Below are 22,979 nucleotides of genomic sequence, written 5' to 3' on the forward strand. Positions count from 1 at the left end.
CGGGCACGTATTCGAAAGGACTTGCGCCAGCCATGAACGATGCTTCCAAAAACCTGAAACTTGTCCAGGAAAAGATCGCCATTGCGGCGCAAGACGCAAGTAGTGGCAGCAAAGATGTAGTGCTTGTCGCCGTTTCGAAAACCTTTGACGCTGACGAAATCCGTCCAGTGCTACAGGCCGGTCACCGCGTCTTCGGAGAAAACCGCGTTCAGGAGGCCGCGACCAAGTGGCCGGCGCTCAGAGAGGACTACCCGGGTATCGAATTACACCTGATCGGTCCGCTGCAATCGAACAAGGCAAAGGAAGCCGTCGCCCTCTTCGACGTGATCGAGACAGTGGACCGGGAGAAGATTGCAGCCGCGCTTGCAGCCGAAATGGCAAAGCAGGAGCGCAAACCGCATCTTTATGTTCAGGTGAACACCGGCCTAGAAGAACAGAAAGCCGGGATTGATCCCCGTGAAACGGCGGAGTTTGTCACCCGTTGCCGGGAGGTACATGGGCTCACGATCGAAGGGCTCATGTGCATCCCGCCCATCGACGAAAATCCCGGGCCGCACTTCGCGCTTCTGGAAAAGCTCTCCCGGGAAGCGGGCGTTGAAAAGCTGTCCATGGGCATGTCGGCCGACTACGAAACCGCTATCCAGTTTGGAGCCACCAGTGTCCGTGTCGGCTCAGCGATTTTTGGCAGCCGGTACTGATGTGTCCGACGGGCCGCTCCGTCAGTTCTCCTTAACATTCGCCACAAGGAAATCGAGAAAAGCTCGTACACGGGCGGGCAGATATCTGCCTTGGCCGACATAGACGGCGTAGAAGATTTCGTCGTCGCCGGGGTTGTACTCTTCCAGCAAGGGAATCAGCCGGCCGGCTTCGATATCTGCTCGCAAATGCCAATCTGAAAGGCGGGCGATGCCCGCGCCGGCGAGTGCGGCCAGCCGCATGCTCTCGCCATCGCTGATGAGCGAGCCGCCACTTGGATGAACGACGATCGGCTGCTCTGGTTTTCCGAGAAACGGCCAGCCTGCGTTGATTCGAGAAAAGCAGAAGCCAAGGAGTTTGTGACGCTCCAGCTCTGCAGGCGAGCGCGGCGTTCCGTATGTCTGAATGTAGGAGGGCGCCGCGACGACGGTCATGCGGGACTTGATGAGCTTGCGCGCAATCAGATTCGGCGTCTTGAGCGGCCCGGTGCGAATGGCCAGATCCGCGCGCTCCTCGATCAGGTCAACGACGTGGTCGGTCAACACCAGATCAACGGTGAGTTCCGGATACAGGGCCTGAAATTTCGGCAGGAGGGGTATCAGCCAGTGATGCCCGAACGGGACATTGCTGTTGACGCGCAGACGCCCGCGCGGCGCAGCTCCCGCCGCCACTTCCCGCTCGGCTGCCGCGACCTCGCTCAAGATGCGCGTACCGGACTCGTAGAAGGACGCGCCTTCCGCCGTAACCCGCAGGCGGCGTGTTGACCGGCGAATGAGCGGTACGCCCAAACGTTCTTCCAGCCGGCTGATAAGTTTGCTGACGGCTGACGGTGTCATCCGCAGACGGCGCGCGGCGGCCGAAAAGCCTTGCGCCTCCACCACCTGAACGAACACCTCGATTTCTCGCAAGCGATTTGTTTCGTTCCGACTCATTAGTGAAACCAAATCATAAATCATTTTCCTCCCTGCGCTCTATATCATCAATAACAACTCGTCCATCTACGGGCCTCCCGCCACGCCTCCTATGGGGGTCGCTCACGATCAAGCGATGGATGTCTTGTATGCCACTTGCTCTCTATGCCCTCACAGCCGGCGCCTTCGGAATCGGCATTACCGAATTCGTCATCATGGGCCTGCTCCTGGAAGTCAGCGTCGATCTCGGCGTCTCCATCTCGGCGGCAGGATTGCTGATCACCGGCTACGCGCTCGGTGTCGTGGCGGGCGCGCCGTTGCTTGGCGCACTAACCGGCCGCTGGCGGCGCAAGACCCTGCTCATGGCGCTGATGGTCGTTTTCACTCTCGGCAACCTCGCTTGTGCGCTCGCCCCCGACTACTGGACACTGATGGCGGCGCGCGTGCTGACCGCGTTCGCGCACGCTTCCTTCTTCGGCATCGGCTCTGTGGTGGCCACCGGCCTCGTCGCGTCGCACCGCAAGGCCTCTGCAATCGCCATCATGTTCACGGGCCTGACCGTCGCCAACATTCTCGGCGTGCCCTTCGGCACCTGGCTCGGCCAGGCCTTCGGCTGGCGCGCCACCTTTTGGGCGGTGACACTCATCGGGATTGTCGCGCTGCTGATAATCGCACTGCTCGTGCCATCCGAGGGAAAATCCGAGCCGGATGAGCGCTCCGGAAACACCCTCGCGGTTCTGGCGCGCCCGCAGGTGCTGCTCGGATTGTTGACCACCGTTCTGAGCTGGATCGGCGTGTTCGCCGCCTTCACCTATATCGCGCCGATTCTGACCCAGGTCACCGGTTATCCGGAAGCTGCAGTCTCACCCATTCTGCTGGTCTTCGGTGGCGGTCTCATCGCCGGCAACCTCATCGGCGGCCGGCTTGCCGACCGCTGGCTGGTTCCCTCGGTGCTCGGGACGCTTGTCGCTCTTTCCGCCGCCCTCCTCTTTCTCGGCTTTACGCTTGATAGTCCGGTGCTTTCCGTCATCGCCGTCGGCCTGTTTGGCGCGGCAGCGTTTTCCACCGTTCCGCCGTTACAAATGTGGGTTCTGGGGAAGGCAGAGGGAGCGGGCCAGGGGCTTGCCTCGAGCTTTAACATTGCCGCCTTCAATTTGGGCAACGCCATTGGCGCCTGGGTCGGCGGCGTGGTCATCGATCACGGTCCGGGACTTGCTGCGCTACCCTTGGTGGCGGGGTTCATACCGCTCGCCGCGATAGCGGTCGTCCTGGCGAGCATCCGCCATGAACGCGTCGCGGCTCTGGCGCCCCGCGGCTGCGCATAAACTTTCGCTAACAATCACGCAGATGGAGAAACGACATGGAATATCGACGTCTCGGCGCCTCCGGCCTGAAAGTACCCCAGCTTAGTTTCGGAACCGGAACATTCGGCGGCACTGGCCCGCTATTTGGCGCTTGGGGGACAACCGATATTGTTGAAGCCCGCCGCTTGCTAGATATATGCTTGGAGGCAGGAGTAAACCTGTTCGATACCGCGGACGTCTACTCCCACGGCGCCTCGGAAGAAGTGCTCGGCGGGGCAATCAAGGGGCGCCGGGCAGACTTGCTTGTTTCAACCAAGATGACATTACCAATGGGCGACGGGCCGAACGATGCCGGTTCGTCCCGGTCACGTCTGGTGAAGTCCGTGGAAGATGCGCTGCGTCGACTCGGCACGGATTACATAGATCTTTTCCAGCTTCATGCCTTCGATGCAGGCACGCCGATTGAAGAGGTGCTTTCTACGCTCGACATGCTCGTGCGCGACGGCAAGATCCGTTATGTCGGCGTTTCCAACTTTTCCGGCTGGCAGCTCATGAAGTCGCTTGCAACGGCTGAGCGTCATGGCTGGCCGCGCTATGTGGCGCACCAAGTCTACTACTCGCTTGTTGGTCGTGACTACGAATGGGAGTTGATGCCGCTTGGCCTCGATCAGAACGTTAGCGCTCTCGTATGGAGTCCGCTCGGATGGGGAAGGTTGACCGGCAAGATCCGCCGCGGCTCCCCTCTTCCTGAAGGCAGCCGCCTGCATGACACTGCCGACTTCGGGCCGCCAGTGGACGAAAATCAGCTGTACCAGATCGTCGATATGCTGGAGATTATTGCGGAAGAAGTCGATAAAAGCGTCCCCCAGGTTGCCCTGAACTGGCTCCTGCAGCGGCCGACAGTGTCATCCGTAATTATTGGCGCCCGCAACGAAAAACAGCTTCGGGACAACCTGGGCGCGGTCGGATGGAATTTATCTGTCGAGCAAACGGCTAGGCTGGACAACGCCAGTGCGGTCACTTCGCCTTATCCATATTTCCCGTATCGTCGGCAGGAAGGCTTTGCGCGCATCAATCCGCCCGCCGTCTAAAATCGACCGTCACCTTGCCCACGCGGCAATCCGGCACTCTGGATGGCCGTATCAGATCAATGCAGCACAAGCTCGCCAGTGACACTCCGCCACTCCCCGGAACTGACGAGATGACGGTGAGCATAGGTGACGGAATGCAGAGGCCCGTCGAGCTCCTCCCGCCAGAACGTGATGAAGCCTTTGAGAGCCGGAAATTCCGGCGCGAGATCGTACTGCTGCCAGAGAAAGGTTTGCAGCAGATGCGGATGGTCAGGCATATGATAGAGCACCTGAGCCGTGGTCAGGCCGTAGCCCTGCAACATGAGTTCAGTTTCGCGCGTATTGCTCATCTTGACCCTTTCAATGATCCACAGACGCGATTTTGCCGCGCGCCTGCACGGTCACGCAACAGGATAACGCCCAATTTTTAAAAAAGTTACTTCGAAAACAGCATGTTAGCAGCAATAGAGGTGTGCTGCTGATGGTTGTCGGAAGGCCTTCCATCGTCTAATATTGCCGGCATTGACAAAGTGCTATCAAGCGCGCAAAGCCGGGCGCTATCGCTCAATACGCCGGAGTTTTCGGCCCGGCGGCACCTATCCGGAGGAGGTAAAATGTCCGACGTGCATGTTCATCCTGTCAAACCGGCGTGGAAAGAGCGCGCGCTGATCGATAGTGACACATATGAGAGGTGGTACAAGGACAGCATCGAGAATCCGGAGACGTTCTGGGCCGAGCATGGCAAGCGCATCGACTGGTTCGAGCCCTTTACCAAAGTGAAGAACACTACGTTCGAGGGGGATGTCTCGATCAGATGGTTCGAGGACGGGGTCACGAACGTCGCCTATAACTGTATTGACCGCCACCTGAAGAATCGCGGAGACCAGGCCGCGATCATCTGGGAGGGCGACGACCCCGCCGATGACAAGACGATCACCTACAACGAACTTTACGAGCATGTCTGCCGGCTCGCCAATGTTCTGAAATCGAACGGCGTCAAGAAGGGTGACCGGATCACCATCTACATGCCGATGATTCCGGAGGCCGCCTACGCGATGCTCGCCTGCACGCGCATCGGTGCCATCCATTCCGTCGTCTTCGGCGGCTTTTCACCCGATGCCCTGGCCGGCCGTATCGAGGATTGCCGGTCGGACTTTGTCATCACGGCGGACGAGGGCGTGCGCGGCGGGAAGAAGATTCCGTTGAAGGAAAACACGGACAAGGCCATCGCGATTGCTGAAAGGGCGGGCGCCAAGGTGCGCCACATCCTGGTGGTCCGTCACACGGGCGGTAGCGTCGATTGGGTCGAAGGCCGCGATCTTTGGTATCACGAGCAGGTCGAGGCGGCGCAGCCCGAATGCGAGCCGGAGAAGATGAATGCGGAAGATCCGCTGTTCATCCTCTACACGTCGGGCTCTACGGGCAAGCCCAAGGGCGTCCTGCATACCACCGGCGGCTATCTGGTCTACGTTTCGATGACGCACCAGTATGTCTTCGACTATCACGACGGGGACATCTACTGGTGTGCGGCCGATGTAGGCTGGGTGACCGGCCACAGCTACATCGTTTACGGCCCGCTGGCCAACGGGGCTGTTACGATGATGTATGAGGGCGTGCCGAATTATCCGGACGCTTCCCGTATCTGGCAGGTGGTGGACAAGCACAAGGTCAACATCCTTTATACCGCGCCGACCGCCATTCGCGCGCTGATGGGCGCCGGCGAGCAGTTCGTGAAGAAGACCTCACGTGACTCACTGCGAATTCTCGGATCGGTCGGCGAGCCGATCAATCCGGAGGCCTGGGAATGGTACTACAGGGTCGTGGGTGAGGAGCGCTGCTCGGTCGTCGATACCTGGTGGCAGACGGAAACCGGCGGCATCATGATTACGCCGCTGCCCGGCGCCATTGACCTCAAGGCGGGCTCTGCGACTCGGCCATTCTTCGGGGTCCAGCCACAGCTCGTCGACAATGACGGCAAGCCTATCGAAGGCGCCGGGGCCGGCAATTTGTGCATAACAGACTCCTGGCCGGGTCAAATGCGCACGGTCTACGGCGATCATGAACGTTTCGTGCAGACCTACTTCTCCAGCTATAAGGGCAAATATTTCTCCGGAGACGGCTGCCGGCGCGATGAGGACGGTTATTACTGGATCACGGGCCGCGTCGACGACGTGATCAACGTCTCCGGTCACCGTCTCGGAACAGCGGAAGTGGAATCGGCTCTCGTCGCTCATCCTAAGGTCTCCGAGGCGGCCGTCGTCGGCTACCCGCACGATCTCAAGGGCCAGGGCATTTATTGCTACGTTACCCTGATGGCGGGCGAGCAAGGCTCCGCGGATCTCCAGAAGGAGCTCGTGAGCCACGTCCGCGAGGAAATCGGCCCGATTGCGACGCCGGACAAGCTGCAGTTCACGCCCAGCCTGCCCAAGACGCGTTCGGGCAAGATCATGCGACGCATCCTGCGCAAGATAGCCGAAGATGATTTCGAGGCGCTCGGCGACACCTCGACGCTGGCCGACCCGGCGGTTGTGGAGGATTTGATCGAGAACCGGCAGAATAAGAAAGGCTGAATGCCCTTGCATGTGGCTCCAGTAGCGGCCACATTGGGTACATGTGCAACGAAACGAAAGGAGGTGATCCAATGTCGAGTGAATTCAGTTCCAGCGTGGCCTCGGTGGATTGCCTTTTCCGGGAGCAGCCTCTCGGCTAAGTGCATGAAGCGCGGCTGTGGCGCCGGTGCGCCAACGCCACTTGGCCGCGCCAGGAACGAAGACACGGAGGGCCGCCCCTAGAGGGGCGGCCCTTTTTGTTCGGATAGTCTCACCTTGAAGAGAAAACCGCTTTACACCGTGGGAGCGGGTAGGTGAAATCTATTGAAGGTCCTGATTGATAGTCTCAAACAGACCCTCATAGTCGACGACTAGCCCGTCTTCGTCCAGGCTCAGATCCGCCTCGAAACCTTTGGCCACGCCGAGATCGATATATCGCCACCGGCCTTCGCCAAGGGGCTGATAACGCTGACGGGAGCATGACAATTGCAGCGAAGGAAGATCCACGTATAGCGCGGTCAACTCGCCTGAGCCCCTCAACCGGCGTATTGCCAGGGAATTGCAAAAGGGTGTCGCCGACAGATCGATCTCGTCGCAGGCCGCTAGTTCGGCGGCTTCTTGTCCGTCGACGAGCCATCCACCGGAAGTGCGTTCGATCTTCATCTCTTGCAAGGTTGGATGAGACAAGCGCAATACAAGCTGGCGCGTGCGCCAATGTTCGTCGAGTGACCAGACATAGGACAAGCCGAAAGGATCGGCACCCGCATGCACGACTGTCGCGACGGCGCGAAATCCGTCAACCTCCGGCATGATCTGAAAAACCTCCAGACCAGGCTCGTCCAACCGACGCCACTTTCGTTCCATCAGCACTCTCCCCTCAATCGAGCGGCCTACCCACAGCAGACGGGGTTACTCATGCCCGTTCCCCAATCCCTCGCGCAACTCAACCCGCCGATAAAAATCGGCCAACTGCTTGCCGCGCTCCGGCTTGAAGGTTCGGCCGGCATCCTCCATGACCGTAATCCTATCGATCCGAAAGGTACGAAAGTCATTGCGCAACTCGCACCACGCAACAAGGGTCCAAACCTTGCCCCAGAACCACAGCCCGAGCGGCCGCACGTTCCGCTTGGTCGCGCTGCCCGCCTCGTCACGATAGTTAAGCGTTAAGACCCGGCGCTGTTCCGTGGCCTGCTCCAGCGCGTCGATGGCCTGCCGGTCGGCCTCGTTGATGACCCAGTCCGGCGTATGAATCTCGGTTCGCGAAATGCGTTCGCGCTCGCTTTCGGGCAGCACAGTACCGATCTTGATCAGCGCTTCCTGTGCTGCGCGCGCCATGGTGGCCCCGCCAAAGGCGCGCACCATACGCGCCCCGGCGACGAGCGCGACGATTTCATCACGCGTGAACATGAGCGGAGGCAGCTCGAAGCCTTCGCGCATCAAGTATCCGACACCTGCTTCGCCATCGACTGGCACGCCCGTCGATTGAAGATCGGCGATGTCGCGATAGATGGTGCGTTCTGAAACTTCGAGCCGCTCCGAAAGCAGCCGCGCAGTAACCAGCCGGCCGCCACGCAAGTGCTGTACAATCTGAAAAAGTCGGTCCGCGCGCCGCATGGTGCTTGCTCCTCACGCAAACAGTCCAATGCTGTTGCCGCCAGGGTCGAATCGTCCTGCAGAAATCGTTATGATGGAGGATACGACTTTTCCACCATTTTCCTCCACCCAATTCATAGCATCATCGAGCGGTGCCGGAGCAGCAAGGTGCACCGTGTTCCCCGTGCCTTCGGGCGCGGGTTTCCCAGGATGAATATGACCGGTGCCCCCCGTCTTACTATCTTTCACGGCGAACAACGCCATGGGATTCGGCGCGTTCTCGTCGGCAAGCTCGTTCTGCGGCACAGCGCCGTAGAGTTTCTTGGACCTGTTTCTACCCGTCGCCGGGATCTCAAACCATGCGGCTGCATGCCCAGGCGCAAAATGCGACATACGCTGGCTCCTTATCCAGAACAAGAGCAAGGATGCCACACTGCTCCTGACACCACTATGTCAGGAGCAGGAGCGGGATGCTCGAAAAGGAGAGCTCGCCATATTCGCGCGCAAACAGGGTACGCATCTGGATAATCGCATCACTCGGGCCCGGCAAAGCGCGTTTATGCCTTTCAGCGTCCGCGTGCCCTTCCGCCCGGCTCCCATCCAATATCTTTCTGCAGGCCTGGCGGCAATTCGCTCATGATTCGTTCGCCCACTCTGCGGCGCCGATTTTTGTGGAATGCCAACACCCAACCTTTCAGCGCATGCGTAGCTGAAACAGGAAAAGTCATATCCTATCCTCCGACGAAATTGCCGGAGGATCATCTCACAGGGCCATGACAGCGTGCTGTCAGGACGTCCCGCATTTCCTACTCTTCCGATGGCACATCGACTGTATAGTTGAGTGGCAGGCGTCCGCCATCGGCATAGATCGTCTGGCCGGTGATATAGCTGGCATCATCCGAGGCCAGGAACGCGGCGATGGAAGCGATTTCCTGCGGGTCGCCGATACGGCCCATCGGCGTGCGCGACAGAATACGGTTCCGGGCGGCGGGATCCGCATTCACGCTCGCCAGCATGTCGGTCATGATGGAACCCGGCCCGATCGCGTTCACGCGAATCCCGTGCGGTGCAAGGGAGAGCGCCATGGTTTTCGTCAGCTGGTTCACACCACCTTTCGACACCGAATAAGGCACCTGATTGGCGATGGCGAAGACCGCATTGATTGAGGACATGTTGATGATGGCGCCCGCCGGCCCGCCATTGTCCACCTTTTCCTTCATGTAACGGGCGACCGCTTGGCCGACCAGGAACGTCCCCTTCAGATTGACCTGAAGCACACGGTCGAAATCCTCTTCCTTGAGGTCCAGGAAGTCCGCCCCGTGCACGATCCCTGCATTATTGACGAGTACATCGATATCCCCCAGCAGGTTGATGGTGGATGCGACGAGATTGTGCACGTCGAGGCTTTTCCCGACATCCGCCTTGACGAAACGGACATCACCCAGCTTCTCCAGATCCGAGGCTGCCTTTTCGCCCTTCTCTGCATTGATATCTGCGGCCACGACGCGCATGCCCTCGCGCAGGAAGCGCTCGGCAACGGCATAACCGATCCCTGTCGCTGCGCCGGTTACGATCGCGGTTTTTCCGTCCAGTGCCATGTCTCACCTCACCAGTTTCGTTGATCGGAAACTGAGCCGACGCCCCGACGAGGTCAAGGCCGCGAACACCTTTTCCGTAGAAAGCGCAAGGCAGAGACTTTGACAGGGGACGGGAAATTCGCCAAACCGATGAAAAGATACATCCTCGGTGGGCCATGACCAAAATTTTCTCATTTCTGATCCTGGCCACCATGGTCCTGCATCTCATTAGGCCGTTGGGACTTCCCGGCCTCAAGAAACGCAGTGACTTCTGGAAACTGGCCCTCGTGGCATTTGTCGCGATCGGACTGACGGCCGGCCTCAGCCATGGCTGGAACTGAAGCTGGCCGATGAACCGGTTCTGAACGCTCGCCTCAAGCGGCCTTTTCCAGCTCTTCCTTCCAGTCGCCGCGCGTGGCAAGCCCGTTCATCTTCGCCCTGTGGGCGAAGGCGCGCTGCCCCGCGGCAACGTTTTCGGACTTTCCACCCCAAGCCTTCAGCGCCGGCGCCTGCAGCGCGCGGCCATAGGAGAAGGTGAGCGCCCAGGGCATGTCATAGGTGGCGTTCATAATAGAAAGGTGCGCTGTCGCCTCCTCGTCCGACTGGCCACCTGAGAGAAAGGCAATGCCGGGAACCGCGGATGGAACCGTCGCCTTCAAACAGCGTACGGTCTTCTCCGCCACCTCTTCGCGAGAAGCCTTCCGCGCGTCCTTGCCGTCGATCACCATGTTGGGCTTCAGCACCATGCCTTCCAACGCGACACGCGCATCGTAAAGTTCGTGGAAGACGGTGTTCAGCACCCATTCGGTCACCTCGTAGCAGCGGTTGATCGAATGGTCGCCCGGTGCCCCGTCCATCACCACCTCGGGCTCGACAATCGGCACGATCCCGGCCTCCTGGCAAAGGGCCGCGTAACGGGCCAGGGCCTGCGCATTCTGTTTCACCGCACCCCAACTGGGTAGAGATCCGGAAATGGCAATGACAGCGCGCCATTTGGAAAACCGCGCTCCAAGCTCGTAATACTCGTTCAGCCGCTCGCGCAGACCGTCCAGGCCCTCGGTGATCTTCTCGTCCGGGAACCCTGCCAGCGGCTTGGCGCCCTTATCGACCTTGATTCCCGGCACCGCACCGGAGCGGCGTATGAGGTCCACCAGCGGTGTGCCGTCCTTTGCCTTCTGACGAATGGTTTCATCGAAGAGAATGACGCCGGAAATATAGTTTCGCATCGCCTCTTCGGCGCTGAAAAGCATCTCGCGGTAATCGCGCCGGGTCTCCTCGGTGGCTTCGATACCGATCGAGTCCAGCCGCTTCTTGATGGTGCCGGTGCTTTCGTCCGCTGCCAGAATGCCCTTGCCGTCAGCCACTATGCGGGCTGCGATATCTTCAAGTCGCTCGCTCATTCTGCCTGCCTCCTGTTTCATTTACAAATTCCGTAGCAGAAGAAAGAACAAAACGGAATGTGGGCAAATAGTCCCTAATCGATTGAAATGTAACAAAAAACAGCTTTAGCGCCGAAGCGCCGTCACACCGGGCAGTTCCTTTCCTTCCATCCACTCCAGAAAAGCGCCACCTGCAGTGGATACATAGGTGAAATCGTCTGCAACGCCAGCCATGTTGAGCGCAGCGACGGTATCGCCGCCTCCAGCGACAGAGACGAGGCGTCCTTCCCGCGTAGCGCGCGCCGCATATCGGGCGGCAGCAACTGTCGCTTTGTCGAAAGGCGGTATCTCAAACGCCCCCAGCGGCCCGTTCCAGACCAGCGTATCGGCGCGATCGATCGCCTCTTCCACCTTCTTAAGAGAGGCCGGCCCGACGTCGAGAATCATGGCATTGCCGGGAACGGCTGAAATGTCGACCGTCTGGTTATCGGCGCCGGCCTCAAATTTCTCTGCCACCACCGCATCGACGGGCAAGACGATCGCGCAGCCGCTCGATGCCGCTTCGATCATGATCTTTTTGGCGGTCTCTGACAGGTCGTGCTCGCAAAGCGAGCTTCCAACCTCCGTGCCACGTGCGGCAAGAAAGGTGTTCGCCATACCACCGCCGATCACCAGCGCGTCGACCTTCCGGACCAGGTTGAAAAGCAGGTCGATCTTGGTCGAAACCTTGGCTCCGCCCACTATGGCCAGAACCGGTCGCTTCGGATTGCCCAACCCCTTCTCCAGCGCATCGAGCTCAGCCTGCATCGTGCGTCCCACATAGGCGGGAAGCAAATGCGCCAATCCTTCGGTGGAGGCGTGGGCACGATGTGCGGCGGAAAAAGCGTCGTTCACGTAAATGTCGCCGTTGTCAGCCAGCGATCTTGCGAACGCGGGATCATTCTTCTCTTCACCAGCATGAAAGCGGGTATTTTCGAGCAAGAGGATATCGCCGTCCGCCATTTCCGAAATCGCGTTTCGAGCCGCTTCCCCCACGCAATCCGGAGCAAAATAGACGCGCCGGTCGAGTGTCGTCTCCACTGCATTGGCAACCGGCTGGAGCGAGGCTTCCGGAACCGGCTTTCCCTTGGGACGACCGAAATGAGCGAGCAGGATGACCTTCGCACCCTTGTCGGACAATTCGGCGATTGTCGGAGCAACGCGCTCGATGCGCGTCGAATCGGTGACGATGCCATCCTTGACCGGCACGTTCAGGTCGACCCGCACGAGCACACGCTTTCCCGTAATATCCGACAGATTGTCGAGGGTCTTTAGATCAGCCATGCTCCCGCTCCTTCATCCGCTTTGTGTCCGCGAACATACAGGGCCGGACCTTGGAGACAAGGGCGTCAATTTCTTCATTCCCCGGCAATCTCATCCTCCTTTTGCGCTGCGCGTTTGCGGCGTTCTTCCCGCCAGCGGCGAAGGAACGCCCAAAGCCGGCTCAATGCTTCGCCCGCGCTGATGTAGACCGGCACCTCATAGGGACGCGACGGCGGATCGACTGAGAGCCCGATACCCGTGATCCACCCGCCCTTCTCCACATCCCGCACGATGAGCTCGATGCTTCCGATGTGCACGCGGTCCCCCTGCTCGGCGCGGCCGCCCAGCCGCTTCCGCACCAAATCGGCTATGGAGAGTGCCTGCTCCTCGTCGCTGAGATCAAGCGCATAGGCGGCCTCAATATCCGCGGCGGGTCGACCCGGATCGACGGCAAAGGCCCCGAAGAACTCCGCGTCCTCGGGGTCCACCCGCGCCGGACTGGCGAAGAGGCGGTCGAGCAGCCCCGGATAGCGGTCCGGCACAAAGATATAGACCCGGTCACCAGCCATGAGCCGGCCGGCATATTGATAGGTCATGGAGCGTCCGTCGCGGACGACGAGCGATGGCCGCGCCCACCGCGGAATCCGTTCCCCTCGCTCCACCGGGCTGCCCGCGACGACGCGATAGGCGAGAAGCTCGTGGTGGGCCGAGCCCGGCAACTCCAACTCCACCTTGTCCACCGGCCCCGTTCGCGCCGGAACGATCATATTGAGCCGCCGCGCGATCGAGCGAATGCTCCAGCCCTGGATCATCAGGGACACAAGCACAATAATGAAAACGATATTGAAGATGTCGCGGCCATGCTCCAGCGTATCCATGAGAGGCAGGATCGCCAGCAGGATGGAGACCGCGCCGCGCAAGCCCACCCATGAGATGAAGGCGGTCTCCGACCGTGAGAAACGAAATGGGGCGAGGCAAATGGCGACCGCTGCCGGGCGCGCGATAAAGATGAGAAATAGCCCGAGAAACAGCGCATGCGGCGCAATATCGATGAACTGTGAGGGCGTGGCGAACAGGCCGAGCACCAGAAACATGATGATCTGCGCCAGCCAGGTAACACCGTCCTGGAAGCGCTTCAGCATGCTGGTTGAACGCATCTGCGCATTTCCTGCAACCAACCCGGCGACATAGACGGCCAGAAAGCCGGAGCCGCCGATCGCGCCCGCAAGGGCAAAGACGAGTAAGGAAAGCGCTAGCACGAAAATCGGGAGAAGACCGGTTTCCAAATCCAGCCGGGTTACCAGCCGCACAATCAGATATCCCCCGGCGATCCCCGCGGCAAACCCGATTCCCATCTGTCTCATGAACCCGAAGACGACATCCTCGGCCAGTTCACCCGCATTCAGCGGTGCGCCCGCGGTGATCAGACTGATCAAGGTAAGTGTGAGGAAGATCGCCATCGGATCGTTGGATCCGGATTCGACTTCGAGCGTCGAGCGCACCCGGTCCCGCACGAATATGTTTCCAACGCGCAGCAGGAAGAACACGGCGGCAGCATCGGTCGAAGCGACAATCGCGCCGAGGAGAAAGCTTTCGAGCCAGTTGAAGCCCAGCACATGGTATGCTGCCAGACCCAATAGTCCCGCCGTTAGCGCGACGCCGACCGTGGCGAGCGTGATGGCCGGCGCCGCCGCGGCACGAAAGCTGGCAAAGCTTGTCCCGAACCCCGAATCGAAGAGGATGACGGCGAGCGCCAGGGATCCGACGAAAAAGGCAACGGAAGCATTGTCGAAATCAAGCCCCAGCCCATCCGTTCCGGCGGCAAGGCCGATGCCGAGGAAGACAAGAAGTAGCGGGGCACCAAAACGGAAGGCAATCAGGCTGGAAAACGCCGCGAAGAGCACGAGCGCCGTAGCGATCAGCGTTATCAGATAAATGGCCTGATCCATTGCCCCCTCAGATGTGAATCATTCGCGGCTAAAGTGCGGCCAACGGCGCATTCACGCAAGGCAGCCCACAAACAAAAACGCCCGGCACTGGAGCCGGGCGTTGTGTCGTTCCAATTGGGCCGATCAACCGATCGTCTTGCCGAACGCAACCGCCGCATCGGCCATGCGGTTGGAGAATCCCCATTCATTGTCGTACCACGACATGACGCGCACGAGATTGCCCTCGATCACTTTCGTCTGGTCCAGTGCGAAGGTCGAAGACGCCGGATTGTGATTAAGGTCGATCGAGACCAGCGGCTCATCGGTATAGGCGAGAATGCCTTTGAGCGGGCCTTCTTTCGCAGCCGCCAGGAGTGCCTGGTTCACTTCCTCGACGGTCACCGTGCGCTTCGGCACGAACTTGAAGTCGATGACGGAGACATTCGGCGTCGGCACACGGATGGAAACACCGTCGAGCTTGCCCTGAAGCTCCGGCAATACGAGACCGACGGCCTTCGCGGCGCCGGTGGAGGTGGGGATCATGGACATGCCGGCTGAACGTGCGCGGTAGAGATCCTTGTGCATGGTGTCGAGCGTCGGTTGGTCGCCCGTATAGGCATGCACCGTCGTCATGAAGCCTTTTTCGATGCCGAACGTGTCGTTGAGCACCTTGGCGACCGGCGCAAGGCAGTTGGTGGTGCAGGACGCGTTGGAGATGACCTTGTGCTCGCTCGTGATCTTGTCGTGGTTCACGCCGTAGACCACCGTCAGGTCTGCCCCCTGCGAAGGCGCGGAAACGAGCACGCGCTTGGCGCCCGCTTCGAGATGCAACGCAGCCTTTTCGCGGGACGTGAAAATACCGGTGCACTCAAGCACGATGTCAACGCCGAGATCACCCCATGGAAGTTTCGCCGGGTCGCGCTCGGCCAGCACTTTGAAGGAACTCGAATCGATCTTGATGCTGTCGCCCTCGACCTTCACTTTGGAAGGAAAGCGACCATGCACGCTGTCATAGCGCAGCAGGTGGGCATTGGTTTCGACCGGGCCGAGATCGTTGATGGCGACAACCTCGATGTCCTTGCGACCGGACTCGAAAATGGCGCGAACGATATTGCGCCCGATACGGCCAAATCCATTGACGGCTATTTTCACGGTCATAATTCACCTCCGGCGAGCTGGAGCCGTACCAACACGGCTAACTGTCTAAAAGTCCGGTGCCGGACGAATGTCCAGCAAAACCATCCTCTTCACGATCTAAAGTTCGGAAAGCCGTGCTTCGGCTGCCTCCACGGCAGCTTCCGCGGTGATGCCGAAATGCTTGTAGAGATCCGGCGCCGGTGCGCTGGCCCCGAAGCCGGTCATGCCGATGAACACGCCGTCCATCCCGATAAAACGGTCCCAGCCCTGGCGGATGGCCGCCTCGATGGCGATACGCACCGGCGCCGCACCTATGATCGCATCCTGGTAATCCTTGGGCTGCCGTTCGAACAGCTCGAAACAGGGCACCGAGACAACACGCGTGGCATGCCCCCTCTGCTCGAGCAGCGTCTTGGCCCGAACGGCAATCTCGACTTCGGACCCGCTGGCGAAAATGGTGACCTTGGCCTCGTCGGAGGGAAGAAGCTCGTAAGCACCCCGTGCGCTCAGATTATCCTCCGTGAATTCCGTGCGCGATTGCTCCAGCTTCTGCCGGGTCAGCGCCAGCGTGGAGGGAGCATCCTTCGATTCGAGTGCCAACTGCCAGCATTCGGCGGTTTCCACCGCGTCCGCCGGCCGGAAAACAAGATGGTTCGGAATGGCGCGCAACGCTGCCAGGTGCTCGACCGGCTGGTGTGTCGGCCCGTCCTCGCCCAGCCCGATGGAATCGTGCGTCATGACGAAGATGGAACGGATGCCCATGAGCGAGGCAAGCCGCATCGCGGGCCGCGCATAATCGGAAAAGGTCAGGAACGTGCCGCCATAGGGGATGAGACCTCCATGGAGCGCAATCCCGTTCATTGCCGCGGCCATGGCATGCTCACGAATGCCGTAATGAATATAGCGGCCGCTGAAGTCCTCAGCGGTGACGGGCACGGTCTGGCTGGTCTTCGTATTGTTCGACCCGGTGAGGTCGGCCGAACCCCCGATTGTGTCCGGCAGAAAGTCATTGATGACTTCGAGCGCCATCTCGGAGGCCTTGCGCGTGGCCACGGCCGGCGCTTCCTCGGACAGCTTCTTCTTGTAATCGACGATCACCGAGGACAGATCCTCGAGCAAATCGCCACGCATCCGCCTCTCAAACTCCGCACGCACGTCGGCATCAGCTGCCGCCAGGCGTTTCTCCCAGGCCGCGCGCTCTTTGGCCGAGCGCAAACCGGCAAGTCGCCAATCATCCAGCACATCCGAGGGGACCTCGAAGGGAGCCGCGTCCCAGCCAAGCGTTTCGCGCGTCTTCTCGATTTCCTCTGCGCCCAGCGGCGAGCCATGCGCCTTGGCTGTTCCCGCCTTGGTGGGCGCGCCATGGCCGATCGTCGTGCGGAAGGCCAGGAAAGTCGGCCTGTCGGACCTGCGTGCTTCCTCGATCGCGGCCTCGATGGCATCCGGATCGTGCCCGTCGACCCGCATCGTCTTCCAACCGGACGCGGCAAAGCGTTCGCACTGATCCGTCGAATCAGCCAGCGACACCGGTCCGTCGATGGAGATTTGATTGTCGTCGAACATCACGATGAGCTTGGACAGCCGCAGATGCCCCGCAAGGGCCAGAGCTTCCTGGCTGATGCCTTCCATGAGGCAGCCGTCGCCGACCAGAGCATACGTATAATGATTGACCAGATCGTCACCGAAGCGGGCGTTGAGCAGGCGCTCGGCGATTGCCATGCCGACTGAGTTGGCAAATCCCTGGCCCAATGGGCCGGTGGTAGTCTCGATGCCGGCGGCGTAACCGAATTCGGGATGGCCCGCCGTGCGGGACCCGAGCTGCCGGAAGTTCTTGATCTGATCGATCGTGATGTCCTCATAACCGAGCAGGTACATCAGCGAATAGAGCAGCATGGACCCGTGCCCGGCCGACAAGACGAAACGGTCGCGGTTCGCCCAGCCCGGTTGTTTCGGATCGTGGGTCATGAACCGCGTGAAAAGCACCGTGGCAATGTCGGCCGCGCCCATGGGCAAGCCTGGGTGGCCGGACTTCGCCTTCTCGACGGCGTCCATGGACAGGAATCGGATCGCATTCGCCATCCGGTCGTGTTTTTCGCGTGTTGTCATTTGTGCTCGCTGCTCGGCTGCCGATAAACTTCAGGCGTTTCTGGAGGACTCGTGCCCGAAAGAGCAAGCGACACATATCAGGTGCACGGCCCAAGTCAATAAAACGCGGGTCTGACGCGAAGGTTCACACGCGGAAGGGTTCCGGGTGTGAAAAGAGACGACGGCCCTCAGCAAACGGGGGAAGACAGGTCTAAGCGGTTGACCTAAGCTTCACCCGCCGCCTAATCTTCCGAGGTTAAGAGCTTATGATTCCGCGAGATTCGCGGGCGGGGCGGCTCGGGACGAGTTGCGATGACTGGTGATGCCACCCTCAGGGAAATAATGAACCGCCTCGAAAAAGCCGTCGAGGGGCTGGAAAGTGCTGTCGAAGCGCGCCTTGAAAAGGAAAATTCTTTTTCCGAGATCGAGGCCGAGGTGCAGCGTATGGGCGCGGACCGAGCCCGACTTGCGCAGGAAATCGATAAATCGGAAGCGCGTGCGGAAAAATTGGCAGAGGTGAACCGCGAGGTTTCACGCAGATTGGTGACGGCAATGGAAACCATCCGTGCTGTCCTGGATCGATAGGCGGATTAGACTAGATGGCACAAGTAACGATTACGGTCGCCGACAAGACCTATCGCATGGCTTGCGACGAGGGGCAGGAAGAACACCTGATGGATCTGGGGCAGCGCTTCAACCGCTATGTGGCGCATCTGAAGGAATCCTTCGGTGAGATCGGCGACCAGCGTCTCACGGTTATGGCAAGCATCATGGTCATGGACGAACTGGTGGAACTGCAAAACCGCATGCACGGCCTGGAAGGCGAGATCGCTACCCTTCGCAAGACGCGGGACGACGCCTTGCTCAAGGCGGACAAGAACGACACGGCCCTGACGGGCACGCTGGGCGAGCTGGCCGAGCGCATAGAGGCGGTTGCGGCCAAGCTGTCGAGCGCATAGAGCATATCGGCACGGCCACCAACGCGACGAAAGCCACCGGACTGCCATGCCGAAGCCTAAGAACCCGATCCAGCTTGGCATCGTCGGTGCGGCCCACGGAATCCGGGGCGAGGTGCGCGTGAAGCCCTACACCGAGGACCCCGCGGCGCTCGGCGATTACGGCCCGCTCTACACGGCCGACGGCAGAATGCTTGTTCTGAAGAACCTGCGCCCCTCCAAAGGCGGCGTCATCGCCCGCTTCGAGGGCATTGGGGATCGCAATGCCGCCGAGGGGCTAAATGGCGAGGAGCTTTTCGTCGACCGTTCCGCGCTCCCGGAAGATCTCGATGAAGAGGAATTTTATCACGCGGATATCATCGGCCTTACGGCTATCGATGAAACCGGGACAAAACTCGGAAAGGTCGTGGCCATTCACGACTTCGGCGCCGGGGATCTCCTGGAAGTGCGCCCCGCTTCCGGCCAAACACTGATGATCCCCTTTACACGCGAGGCGGTTCCCGAGATCGATGTTCCGGGCGGACAGCTTCATGTCGACGGCGTAGCAGCCGGGCTGGATGAGGGGGAGAATCCAGAGGATCGGAAGAACGCGGCCGGTGATTCGCTCGGCGGGGGAAATGGACATTGAGCTTTCGCGCCACGGTCCTCACCCTATACCCCGATATGTTTCCGGGTCCGCTCGACATATCGCTAGCCGGCCGCGCCCGCGAGGCAGGCACGTGGTCACTTGAAACCCTTCAGATCCGCGACTTCGCGACGGACAAGCACCGTAGCGTGGACGATACACCGGCCGGAGGCGGGGCGGGCATGGTGATGCGGGCCGATGTTCTGGCACACGCCCTTGACCACGCTGCACCCTCCGACGATCCACGGCCGAGAATTCTCATGAGCCCGCGCGGCCGCCCCCTGACACAGGCGCGTGTTCGCGCCCTGGCGGAAGAGCCGGGCATCGTCGTGCTGTGCGGCCGGTTCGAAGGTGTCGACCAGCGTCTCATTGATGCGCGGAAGCTGGAGGAAGTCTCGGTGGGCGATTATATCCTGTCCGGCGGAGAGCCGGCCGCGCTTGTCCTGCTTGATGCGATCGTTCGGCTTCTTCCCGGCGTCATGGGAAACGAATCCTCCGGTACGGAGGAAAGCTTCGAAAACGGCCTACTGGAGCACCCGCACTACACGCGCCCGCAGCGGTTCGAGGGGCGAGCGATTCCGGATGTTCTCCTGTCGGGAAATCACCGCAGGATCGACGAGTGGCGGCTTGCCGAAGCGGAGAAGCTGACACGCCAACGACGGCCGGATCTTTGGACCGCCTACGAAAAGCAGAGGAAAAAGGCAGAGTGAGCGCACTGCTTCGCATCGAGAATGCCGTCATTGCGCTTGCCGCGCTCGTTGCATACCAGCTTTCAGGCGGAAGCTGGTGGCTGTTTGCTCTTCTTATCCTCGCACCGGACCTTTCCATGCTCGGCTATCTCGGCGGACCACGCCTTGGAGCCTGGTGCTACAACGCCATCCATAGCTGGATCGCGCCCGTCCTGCTCTATCTCATAGGCCTACTGATCGAACTTCCTGTAATGATCCATGTCGCGCTGATCCTTGCCGCCCATATCGCCCTCGACCGCACGCTTGGCTACGGGCTGAAGCATGAGACCGGCTTCAAGGATACGCATGTGGGCCATATCGGCGGCTGAGGCGCCCGCCGCAGTTGATTCCTCTAGCAATGTGGTGTATGTGCGCGGCGCTAGCTGCCATGGAGGTCCATGGCCGTCATTAATCAAGGAACGTGAATTCGCCCCTGCGCTTTCTTTTGGGAGCGCGCTCCCCGAGTGGTTATCAACTACCGGCGAGACGGGCGCTCTGACGGACGCAAAGAACAAGAGGACAAAACGATGGACCTGATCCGTCAGCTTGAGGCCGAGCAGGCCAAAAAGATTGAAGCCCAGCGCACCCTTCCCGACTTCTCGCCCGGCGACACGCTGCGCGTACAGGTCCGCGTGACCGAGGGCAACCGCACCCGCGTCCAGGCTTACGAGGGCGTGTGCATTGCCCGCTCCGGTTCGGGATTGCATGAAAACTTCACCGTCCGGAAGATCTCCTATGGCGAGGGTGTGGAGCGTGTCTTCCCCGTATACTCGCCACTGATCGAGGGCGTCACGGTTGTACGCCGGGGTAAGGTCCGCCGCGCCAAGCTCTATTACCTGCGTGACCGCCGCGGTAAGGCTGCCCGCATCACCGAAAACACCGGCGCGCGTGCCCGTAAGCTGAACGACGACGAGCGTCGCGCTGCTGTCGAGGAAAAAGCGCGCATCGAGGCCGAGAAAATCGCAGCTGCCGAAGCGCTGGCTGCGGAGAAGGCAGCCGAGGAGGCCGCGAACCAAGAGGCTGCCTCCGCCGAAGAGACCAAGGAATAGCAGCCTCAAGGCTGAACCGCAGAATCAACAAGCGGGAGTGGATCGCCACTCCCGCTTTCTTTTTGCCTGGGAGAGATTTCAGCGTTCGCCGTGCCCCAGGTTCCGGTCGGGATCGATCCGGTCCCGCACGCGCCGCTTGAGCTCGGCGGCATCGGGAAAACCGCCGTCACGCTTACGCTCCCAGACGGTTTCGCCATTGCAGACGACTTCGAACACGCCGCTGGTGCCACCGGGCCGCAAGGACACCTCATCAAGCTCGGTTTCGAAGGTAGACAGAAGCTCCTGCGCCATCCAGCCCGCGCGCAAAAGCCAGCGGCATTGCGTGCAATAGGTGATGGTTACACGGTTGGTCACCACACCCATCAGGCAGCGCTCAGCTTGGCCATGATCTCGTCGTCCACCTCGAAATTCGCATAAACGTTCTGCACGTCATCATCGTCTTCGAGCGTAGCGATAAGCTTGAGAATGGACTGGGCACGCTCCTCGTCCACCGGGGTGCCGGTCTGCGGCCGCCAGACGGCTTTCACGGTTTCGGCTTCACCGAGAGCAGCGGTCAGCGCGTCGGTGACATCTCCGATATCCTCGAAAGCACAGATGATGACATGCCCGTTGTCATCCGACTGAACATCTTCGGCGCCGGCCTCTATCGCCGCCTCCATCACCGCATCGGCATCGCCGGCACGTGTGGGATAGACGATCTCGCCGACACGATCGAACATGAAGGCCACCGAGCCCGTCTCACCCATGGAGCCGCCGGCTTTCGTGAAAGCGGTACGGACATTCGAAGCCGTGCGATTACGATTATCGGTAAGCGCCTCGACGATGACGGCCACGCCGCCTGGGCCGTAACCTTCGTACCGAACTTCTTCGTAATTCTCCGAGTCGTTGCCCGACGCCTTCTTGATGGCACGTTCGATGTTGTCCTTGGGCATGGACTGCGCCTTGGCGTTCTGCACCGCCAGGCGCAAGCGCGGGTTCATGTCCGGATCGGGCAGACCGGATTTTGCAGCAACAGTGATCTCGCGCGCCAGTTTGGAAAACACCTTCGACCGCGCCGCATCCTGGCGACCCTTGCGGTGCATGATGTTCTTAAATTGGGAATGGCCGGCCATGGGGCTCCTTTTCCAAAAAATCGCCTGATTGCGCTGAATTGGCGGCGTTATAATGAAATTGACCGATCAGGTCCAGAAGGGGGACGATAATGCCTCGCATGCAAGCTCTCACGCATTGGTGAATTGCCTTTCCCCGCTCATAGGCGAGACTTGGGGGAGGCACGCAGCGATCCGGAGATGCCCATGCCCACCTTCCGACTGCTCACAATCCTGGCATTTTTCCTTACACCTGTTGCTATCGTCGAGGCCCAGGAAAGACCCAGCACCTGCCTCGCGGTGGCGAAGGCCCTGCCTGATGTCGTCCTCGCCAGTTTCCAGCCGGTGGCAGGCGAGACGCAAGTGGGGATCACCTATGCCGGACATTCGACCTATGTCATTGAAACCCCGGCCGGCGTGCGCATCGCCACGGATTTCTCGGGCGCCTATGGCGGGCAGCCGACACCGCATGTCGTGACGATGAACAAGGCGCATGGCACCCATTTCACGAACAATCCCGACCCCGCGATCGAGCATGTGCTCCTCGGCTGGGACCCCGACGGCGATCCGGCCGAGCATTCGCTCATGGTCGAGGACGTCTATATCCGCAACGTCACCACCGATATCCGCCGCTTTGGTACGATGGAGGAAGATGGCAACTCCATATTCATTTTCGAGGTGGCGGGATTGTGTATCGGCCATCTTGGCCACCTGCACCATCGGCTCGATGACTCCCACTACGCCGCCATCGGGCGGCTCGACGTGGTCATGGTCCCGGTGGACGGCGGATTGACAATGTCGCTCGATGGAATGAGTGAGATCGTGCAGCGGCTCTCATCGTCAATCATCCTGCCGATGCACAGGAATGCAACACCACTCAGCGCGTTCACCGGCAGGATGGGCGAAGGCTTCGAGATCGACTTCCGTGAGGGGCGCACATTGGCAGTTTCGCTGGACGCCTTGCCAGCACAGCCGACGATCGTGATCCTCGACGGCGTATGA

General features: G+C 60.3%; 25 protein-coding genes. 12 read left to right on the forward strand and 13 right to left on the reverse strand.

Translation table 11 applies throughout. The annotated features are described in order from the left end of the window. Positions 1-32 precede the first annotated feature (32 nt). Positions 33-698, forward strand: coding sequence for a YggS family pyridoxal phosphate-dependent enzyme (locus LY631_RS01825; protein ID WP_274423401.1), 666 nt, complete (start codon positions 33-35; stop codon positions 696-698). 21 nt (positions 699-719) lie between these two features. Here the strand turns inward: LY631_RS01825 and LY631_RS01830 are convergent, their stop codons facing one another. Further along, the gene (locus LY631_RS01830; protein WP_274423875.1) at positions 720-1,628 is read right to left on the reverse strand and encodes a LysR family transcriptional regulator; all 909 of its coding nucleotides are present in this window, start codon (positions 1,626-1,628) and stop codon (positions 720-722) included. A gap of 128 nt (positions 1,629-1,756) precedes the next feature. On the opposite strand from LY631_RS01830, the gene LY631_RS01835 reads away from it, so the two are divergent. Both LY631_RS01835 and LY631_RS01840 read left to right on the forward strand, forming a co-directional pair. Beyond that, the gene (locus LY631_RS01835; protein WP_274423402.1) at positions 1,757-2,932 is read left to right on the forward strand and encodes an MFS transporter; all 1,176 of its coding nucleotides are present in this window, start codon (positions 1,757-1,759) and stop codon (positions 2,930-2,932) included. A gap of 35 nt (positions 2,933-2,967) precedes the next feature. Continuing rightward, entirely contained in the window at positions 2,968-4,002 is a 1,035-nt protein-coding gene (locus LY631_RS01840) for an aldo/keto reductase (RefSeq protein WP_274423403.1), read from the forward strand. A gap of 56 nt (positions 4,003-4,058) precedes the next feature. On the opposite strand, the gene LY631_RS01845 is transcribed toward LY631_RS01840, so the two are convergent. After that, positions 4,059-4,331: an usg protein gene (locus tag LY631_RS01845; RefSeq protein ID WP_274423404.1), complete on the reverse strand. Its 273-nt coding sequence runs from the start codon at positions 4,329-4,331 to the stop codon at positions 4,059-4,061. 264 nt (positions 4,332-4,595) lie between these two features. On the opposite strand from LY631_RS01845, the gene acs reads away from it, so the two are divergent. Then, positions 4,596-6,551 carry an acetate--CoA ligase gene (acs, locus tag LY631_RS01850; RefSeq protein WP_274423405.1) on the forward strand — a complete coding sequence of 652 codons (1,956 nt, stop codon included), beginning with the start codon at positions 4,596-4,598 and terminating at the stop codon, positions 6,549-6,551. 300 nt (positions 6,552-6,851) lie between these two features. On the opposite strand, the gene LY631_RS01855 is transcribed toward acs, so the two are convergent. The 4 genes from LY631_RS01855 to LY631_RS01870 all read right to left on the reverse strand — a co-directional run bounded on the left by LY631_RS01855 (position 6,852) and on the right by LY631_RS01870 (position 9,721). Next, the gene (locus LY631_RS01855) at positions 6,852-7,394 is read right to left on the reverse strand and encodes a putative glycolipid-binding domain-containing protein (RefSeq protein ID WP_274423406.1); all 543 of its coding nucleotides are present in this window, start codon (positions 7,392-7,394) and stop codon (positions 6,852-6,854) included. A gap of 45 nt (positions 7,395-7,439) precedes the next feature. Beyond that, a complete protein-coding gene (locus LY631_RS01860; RefSeq protein WP_274423407.1) occupies positions 7,440-8,144 on the reverse strand; it encodes a helix-turn-helix transcriptional regulator in 705 nt (234 codons plus the stop codon). Between the two features lie 12 nt (positions 8,145-8,156). Beyond that, the gene (locus tag LY631_RS01865; RefSeq protein ID WP_274423408.1) at positions 8,157-8,516 is read right to left on the reverse strand and encodes a VOC family protein; all 360 of its coding nucleotides are present in this window, start codon (positions 8,514-8,516) and stop codon (positions 8,157-8,159) included. Between the two features lie 413 nt (positions 8,517-8,929). Continuing rightward, complete coding sequence (locus LY631_RS01870) at positions 8,930-9,721, reverse strand: SDR family NAD(P)-dependent oxidoreductase (protein ID WP_274423409.1); 792 nt, start codon at positions 9,719-9,721, stop codon at positions 8,930-8,932. A gap of 155 nt (positions 9,722-9,876) precedes the next feature. Here LY631_RS01870 and LY631_RS01875 point away from each other — a divergent pair, with 155 nt between their 5' ends. Then, on the forward strand, positions 9,877-10,041 hold the full coding sequence (locus LY631_RS01875) for a hypothetical protein (RefSeq protein WP_274423410.1): 165 nt from the start codon (positions 9,877-9,879) through the stop codon (positions 10,039-10,041). A gap of 33 nt (positions 10,042-10,074) precedes the next feature. Here the strand turns inward: LY631_RS01875 and LY631_RS01880 are convergent, their stop codons facing one another. From LY631_RS01880 to tkt, 5 genes are all read right to left on the reverse strand, one after another. Next, positions 10,075-11,100, reverse strand: coding sequence for a class I fructose-bisphosphate aldolase (locus tag LY631_RS01880; protein ID WP_274423411.1), 1,026 nt, complete (start codon positions 11,098-11,100; stop codon positions 10,075-10,077). Between the two features lie 105 nt (positions 11,101-11,205). Continuing rightward, the gene (locus LY631_RS01885; RefSeq protein ID WP_274423412.1) at positions 11,206-12,402 is read right to left on the reverse strand and encodes a phosphoglycerate kinase; all 1,197 of its coding nucleotides are present in this window, start codon (positions 12,400-12,402) and stop codon (positions 11,206-11,208) included. A gap of 74 nt (positions 12,403-12,476) precedes the next feature. After that, entirely contained in the window at positions 12,477-14,330 is a 1,854-nt protein-coding gene (locus LY631_RS01890) for a potassium/proton antiporter (RefSeq protein WP_274423413.1), read from the reverse strand. Between the two features lie 123 nt (positions 14,331-14,453). Further along, positions 14,454-15,467, reverse strand: coding sequence for a type I glyceraldehyde-3-phosphate dehydrogenase (gap, locus tag LY631_RS01895; protein ID WP_274423414.1), 1,014 nt, complete (start codon positions 15,465-15,467; stop codon positions 14,454-14,456). Between the two features lie 96 nt (positions 15,468-15,563). Then, the gene (gene tkt, locus LY631_RS01900; protein ID WP_274423415.1) at positions 15,564-17,552 is read right to left on the reverse strand and encodes a transketolase; all 1,989 of its coding nucleotides are present in this window, start codon (positions 17,550-17,552) and stop codon (positions 15,564-15,566) included. A 291-nt stretch (positions 17,553-17,843) separates the two neighbouring features. On the opposite strand from tkt, the gene LY631_RS01905 reads away from it, so the two are divergent. The 6 genes from LY631_RS01905 (at position 17,844) to rplS (ending at position 20,889) form a co-directional block, all read left to right on the forward strand. After that, positions 17,844-18,116 carry a DUF4164 domain-containing protein gene (locus tag LY631_RS01905; protein ID WP_274423416.1) on the forward strand — a complete coding sequence of 91 codons (273 nt, stop codon included), beginning with the start codon at positions 17,844-17,846 and terminating at the stop codon, positions 18,114-18,116. Positions 18,117-18,130: 14 nt separating this feature from the next. Further along, on the forward strand, positions 18,131-18,490 hold the full coding sequence (locus LY631_RS01910; RefSeq protein ID WP_274423417.1) for a cell division protein ZapA: 360 nt from the start codon (positions 18,131-18,133) through the stop codon (positions 18,488-18,490). A gap of 46 nt (positions 18,491-18,536) precedes the next feature. Continuing rightward, positions 18,537-19,115, forward strand: coding sequence for a ribosome maturation factor RimM (rimM, locus tag LY631_RS01915; protein ID WP_274423418.1), 579 nt, complete (start codon positions 18,537-18,539; stop codon positions 19,113-19,115). Next, on the forward strand, positions 19,112-19,822 hold the full coding sequence (trmD, locus tag LY631_RS01920; protein ID WP_274423419.1) for a tRNA (guanosine(37)-N1)-methyltransferase TrmD: 711 nt from the start codon (positions 19,112-19,114) through the stop codon (positions 19,820-19,822). The genes rimM and trmD overlap by 4 nt, the downstream gene beginning before the upstream one ends. Further along, positions 19,819-20,169 carry a DUF4260 domain-containing protein gene (locus LY631_RS01925; protein WP_274423420.1) on the forward strand — a complete coding sequence of 117 codons (351 nt, stop codon included), beginning with the start codon at positions 19,819-19,821 and terminating at the stop codon, positions 20,167-20,169. The genes trmD and LY631_RS01925 overlap by 4 nt, the downstream gene beginning before the upstream one ends. 198 nt (positions 20,170-20,367) lie before the next feature. After that, positions 20,368-20,889: a 50S ribosomal protein L19 gene (gene rplS, locus LY631_RS01930; protein WP_274423421.1), complete on the forward strand. Its 522-nt coding sequence runs from the start codon at positions 20,368-20,370 to the stop codon at positions 20,887-20,889. 78 nt (positions 20,890-20,967) lie between these two features. Here the strand turns inward: rplS and LY631_RS01935 are convergent, their stop codons facing one another. Both LY631_RS01935 and LY631_RS01940 read right to left on the reverse strand, forming a co-directional pair. Beyond that, positions 20,968-21,252 carry a SelT/SelW/SelH family protein gene (locus LY631_RS01935; RefSeq protein WP_274423422.1) on the reverse strand — a complete coding sequence of 95 codons (285 nt, stop codon included), beginning with the start codon at positions 21,250-21,252 and terminating at the stop codon, positions 20,968-20,970. Beyond that, positions 21,252-22,001, reverse strand: a complete 750-nt coding sequence (locus LY631_RS01940; protein WP_274423423.1) for a YebC/PmpR family DNA-binding transcriptional regulator — start codon at positions 21,999-22,001, stop codon at positions 21,252-21,254. Before LY631_RS01940 ends, LY631_RS01935 begins: the two co-directional genes overlap by 1 nt. 183 nt (positions 22,002-22,184) lie before the next feature. Between LY631_RS01940 and LY631_RS01945 the strand changes: the two genes are divergently transcribed. Continuing rightward, positions 22,185-22,979 carry an MBL fold metallo-hydrolase gene (locus LY631_RS01945; protein WP_274423424.1) on the forward strand — a complete coding sequence of 265 codons (795 nt, stop codon included), beginning with the start codon at positions 22,185-22,187 and terminating at the stop codon, positions 22,977-22,979.

The organism is Chelativorans sp. YIM 93263, from assembly GCF_028767125.1.
Lineage (GTDB): Bacteria > Pseudomonadota > Alphaproteobacteria > Rhizobiales > Rhizobiaceae > Chelativorans.

What these genes read in the sequence shown, in the direction of transcription:
- LY631_RS01860 (WP_274423407.1), bottom strand. Translation starts at nt 8,144, where the DNA reads ATGCGGCGCGCGGACCGACTTTTTCAGATTGTACAGCACTTGCGTGGC.
- rplS (WP_274423421.1), top strand. Translation starts at nt 20,368, where the DNA reads ATGGACCTGATCCGTCAGCTTGAGGCCGAGCAGGCCAAAAAGATTGAA.
- LY631_RS01940 (WP_274423423.1), bottom strand. Translation starts at nt 22,001, where the DNA reads ATGGCCGGCCATTCCCAATTTAAGAACATCATGCACCGCAAGGGTCGC.
- rimM (WP_274423418.1), top strand. Translation starts at nt 18,537, where the DNA reads ATGCCGAAGCCTAAGAACCCGATCCAGCTTGGCATCGTCGGTGCGGCC.
- LY631_RS01905 (WP_274423416.1), top strand. Translation starts at nt 17,844, where the DNA reads ATGACTGGTGATGCCACCCTCAGGGAAATAATGAACCGCCTCGAAAAA.
- LY631_RS01890 (WP_274423413.1), bottom strand. Translation starts at nt 14,330, where the DNA reads ATGGATCAGGCCATTTATCTGATAACGCTGATCGCTACGGCGCTCGTG.
- LY631_RS01855 (WP_274423406.1), bottom strand. Translation starts at nt 7,394, where the DNA reads ATGGAACGAAAGTGGCGTCGGTTGGACGAGCCTGGTCTGGAGGTTTTT.
- gap (WP_274423414.1), bottom strand. Translation starts at nt 15,467, where the DNA reads ATGACCGTGAAAATAGCCGTCAATGGATTTGGCCGTATCGGGCGCAAT.
- LY631_RS01880 (WP_274423411.1), bottom strand. Translation starts at nt 11,100, where the DNA reads ATGAGCGAGCGACTTGAAGATATCGCAGCCCGCATAGTGGCTGACGGC.
- LY631_RS01835 (WP_274423402.1), top strand. Translation starts at nt 1,757, where the DNA reads ATGCCACTTGCTCTCTATGCCCTCACAGCCGGCGCCTTCGGAATCGGC.
- LY631_RS01870 (WP_274423409.1), bottom strand. Translation starts at nt 9,721, where the DNA reads ATGGCACTGGACGGAAAAACCGCGATCGTAACCGGCGCAGCGACAGGG.
- LY631_RS01830 (WP_274423875.1), bottom strand. Translation starts at nt 1,628, where the DNA reads ATGAGTCGGAACGAAACAAATCGCTTGCGAGAAATCGAGGTGTTCGTT.
- LY631_RS01910 (WP_274423417.1), top strand. Translation starts at nt 18,131, where the DNA reads ATGGCACAAGTAACGATTACGGTCGCCGACAAGACCTATCGCATGGCT.
- LY631_RS01825 (WP_274423401.1), top strand. Translation starts at nt 33, where the DNA reads ATGAACGATGCTTCCAAAAACCTGAAACTTGTCCAGGAAAAGATCGCC.
- LY631_RS01840 (WP_274423403.1), top strand. Translation starts at nt 2,968, where the DNA reads ATGGAATATCGACGTCTCGGCGCCTCCGGCCTGAAAGTACCCCAGCTT.
- LY631_RS01865 (WP_274423408.1), bottom strand. Translation starts at nt 8,516, where the DNA reads ATGTCGCATTTTGCGCCTGGGCATGCAGCCGCATGGTTTGAGATCCCG.
- tkt (WP_274423415.1), bottom strand. Translation starts at nt 17,552, where the DNA reads ATGACAACACGCGAAAAACACGACCGGATGGCGAATGCGATCCGATTC.
- LY631_RS01875 (WP_274423410.1), top strand. Translation starts at nt 9,877, where the DNA reads ATGACCAAAATTTTCTCATTTCTGATCCTGGCCACCATGGTCCTGCAT.
- LY631_RS01885 (WP_274423412.1), bottom strand. Translation starts at nt 12,402, where the DNA reads ATGGCTGATCTAAAGACCCTCGACAATCTGTCGGATATTACGGGAAAG.
- LY631_RS01935 (WP_274423422.1), bottom strand. Translation starts at nt 21,252, where the DNA reads ATGGGTGTGGTGACCAACCGTGTAACCATCACCTATTGCACGCAATGC.
- acs (WP_274423405.1), top strand. Translation starts at nt 4,596, where the DNA reads ATGTCCGACGTGCATGTTCATCCTGTCAAACCGGCGTGGAAAGAGCGC.
- LY631_RS01945 (WP_274423424.1), top strand. Translation starts at nt 22,185, where the DNA reads ATGCCCACCTTCCGACTGCTCACAATCCTGGCATTTTTCCTTACACCT.
- LY631_RS01845 (WP_274423404.1), bottom strand. Translation starts at nt 4,331, where the DNA reads ATGAGCAATACGCGCGAAACTGAACTCATGTTGCAGGGCTACGGCCTG.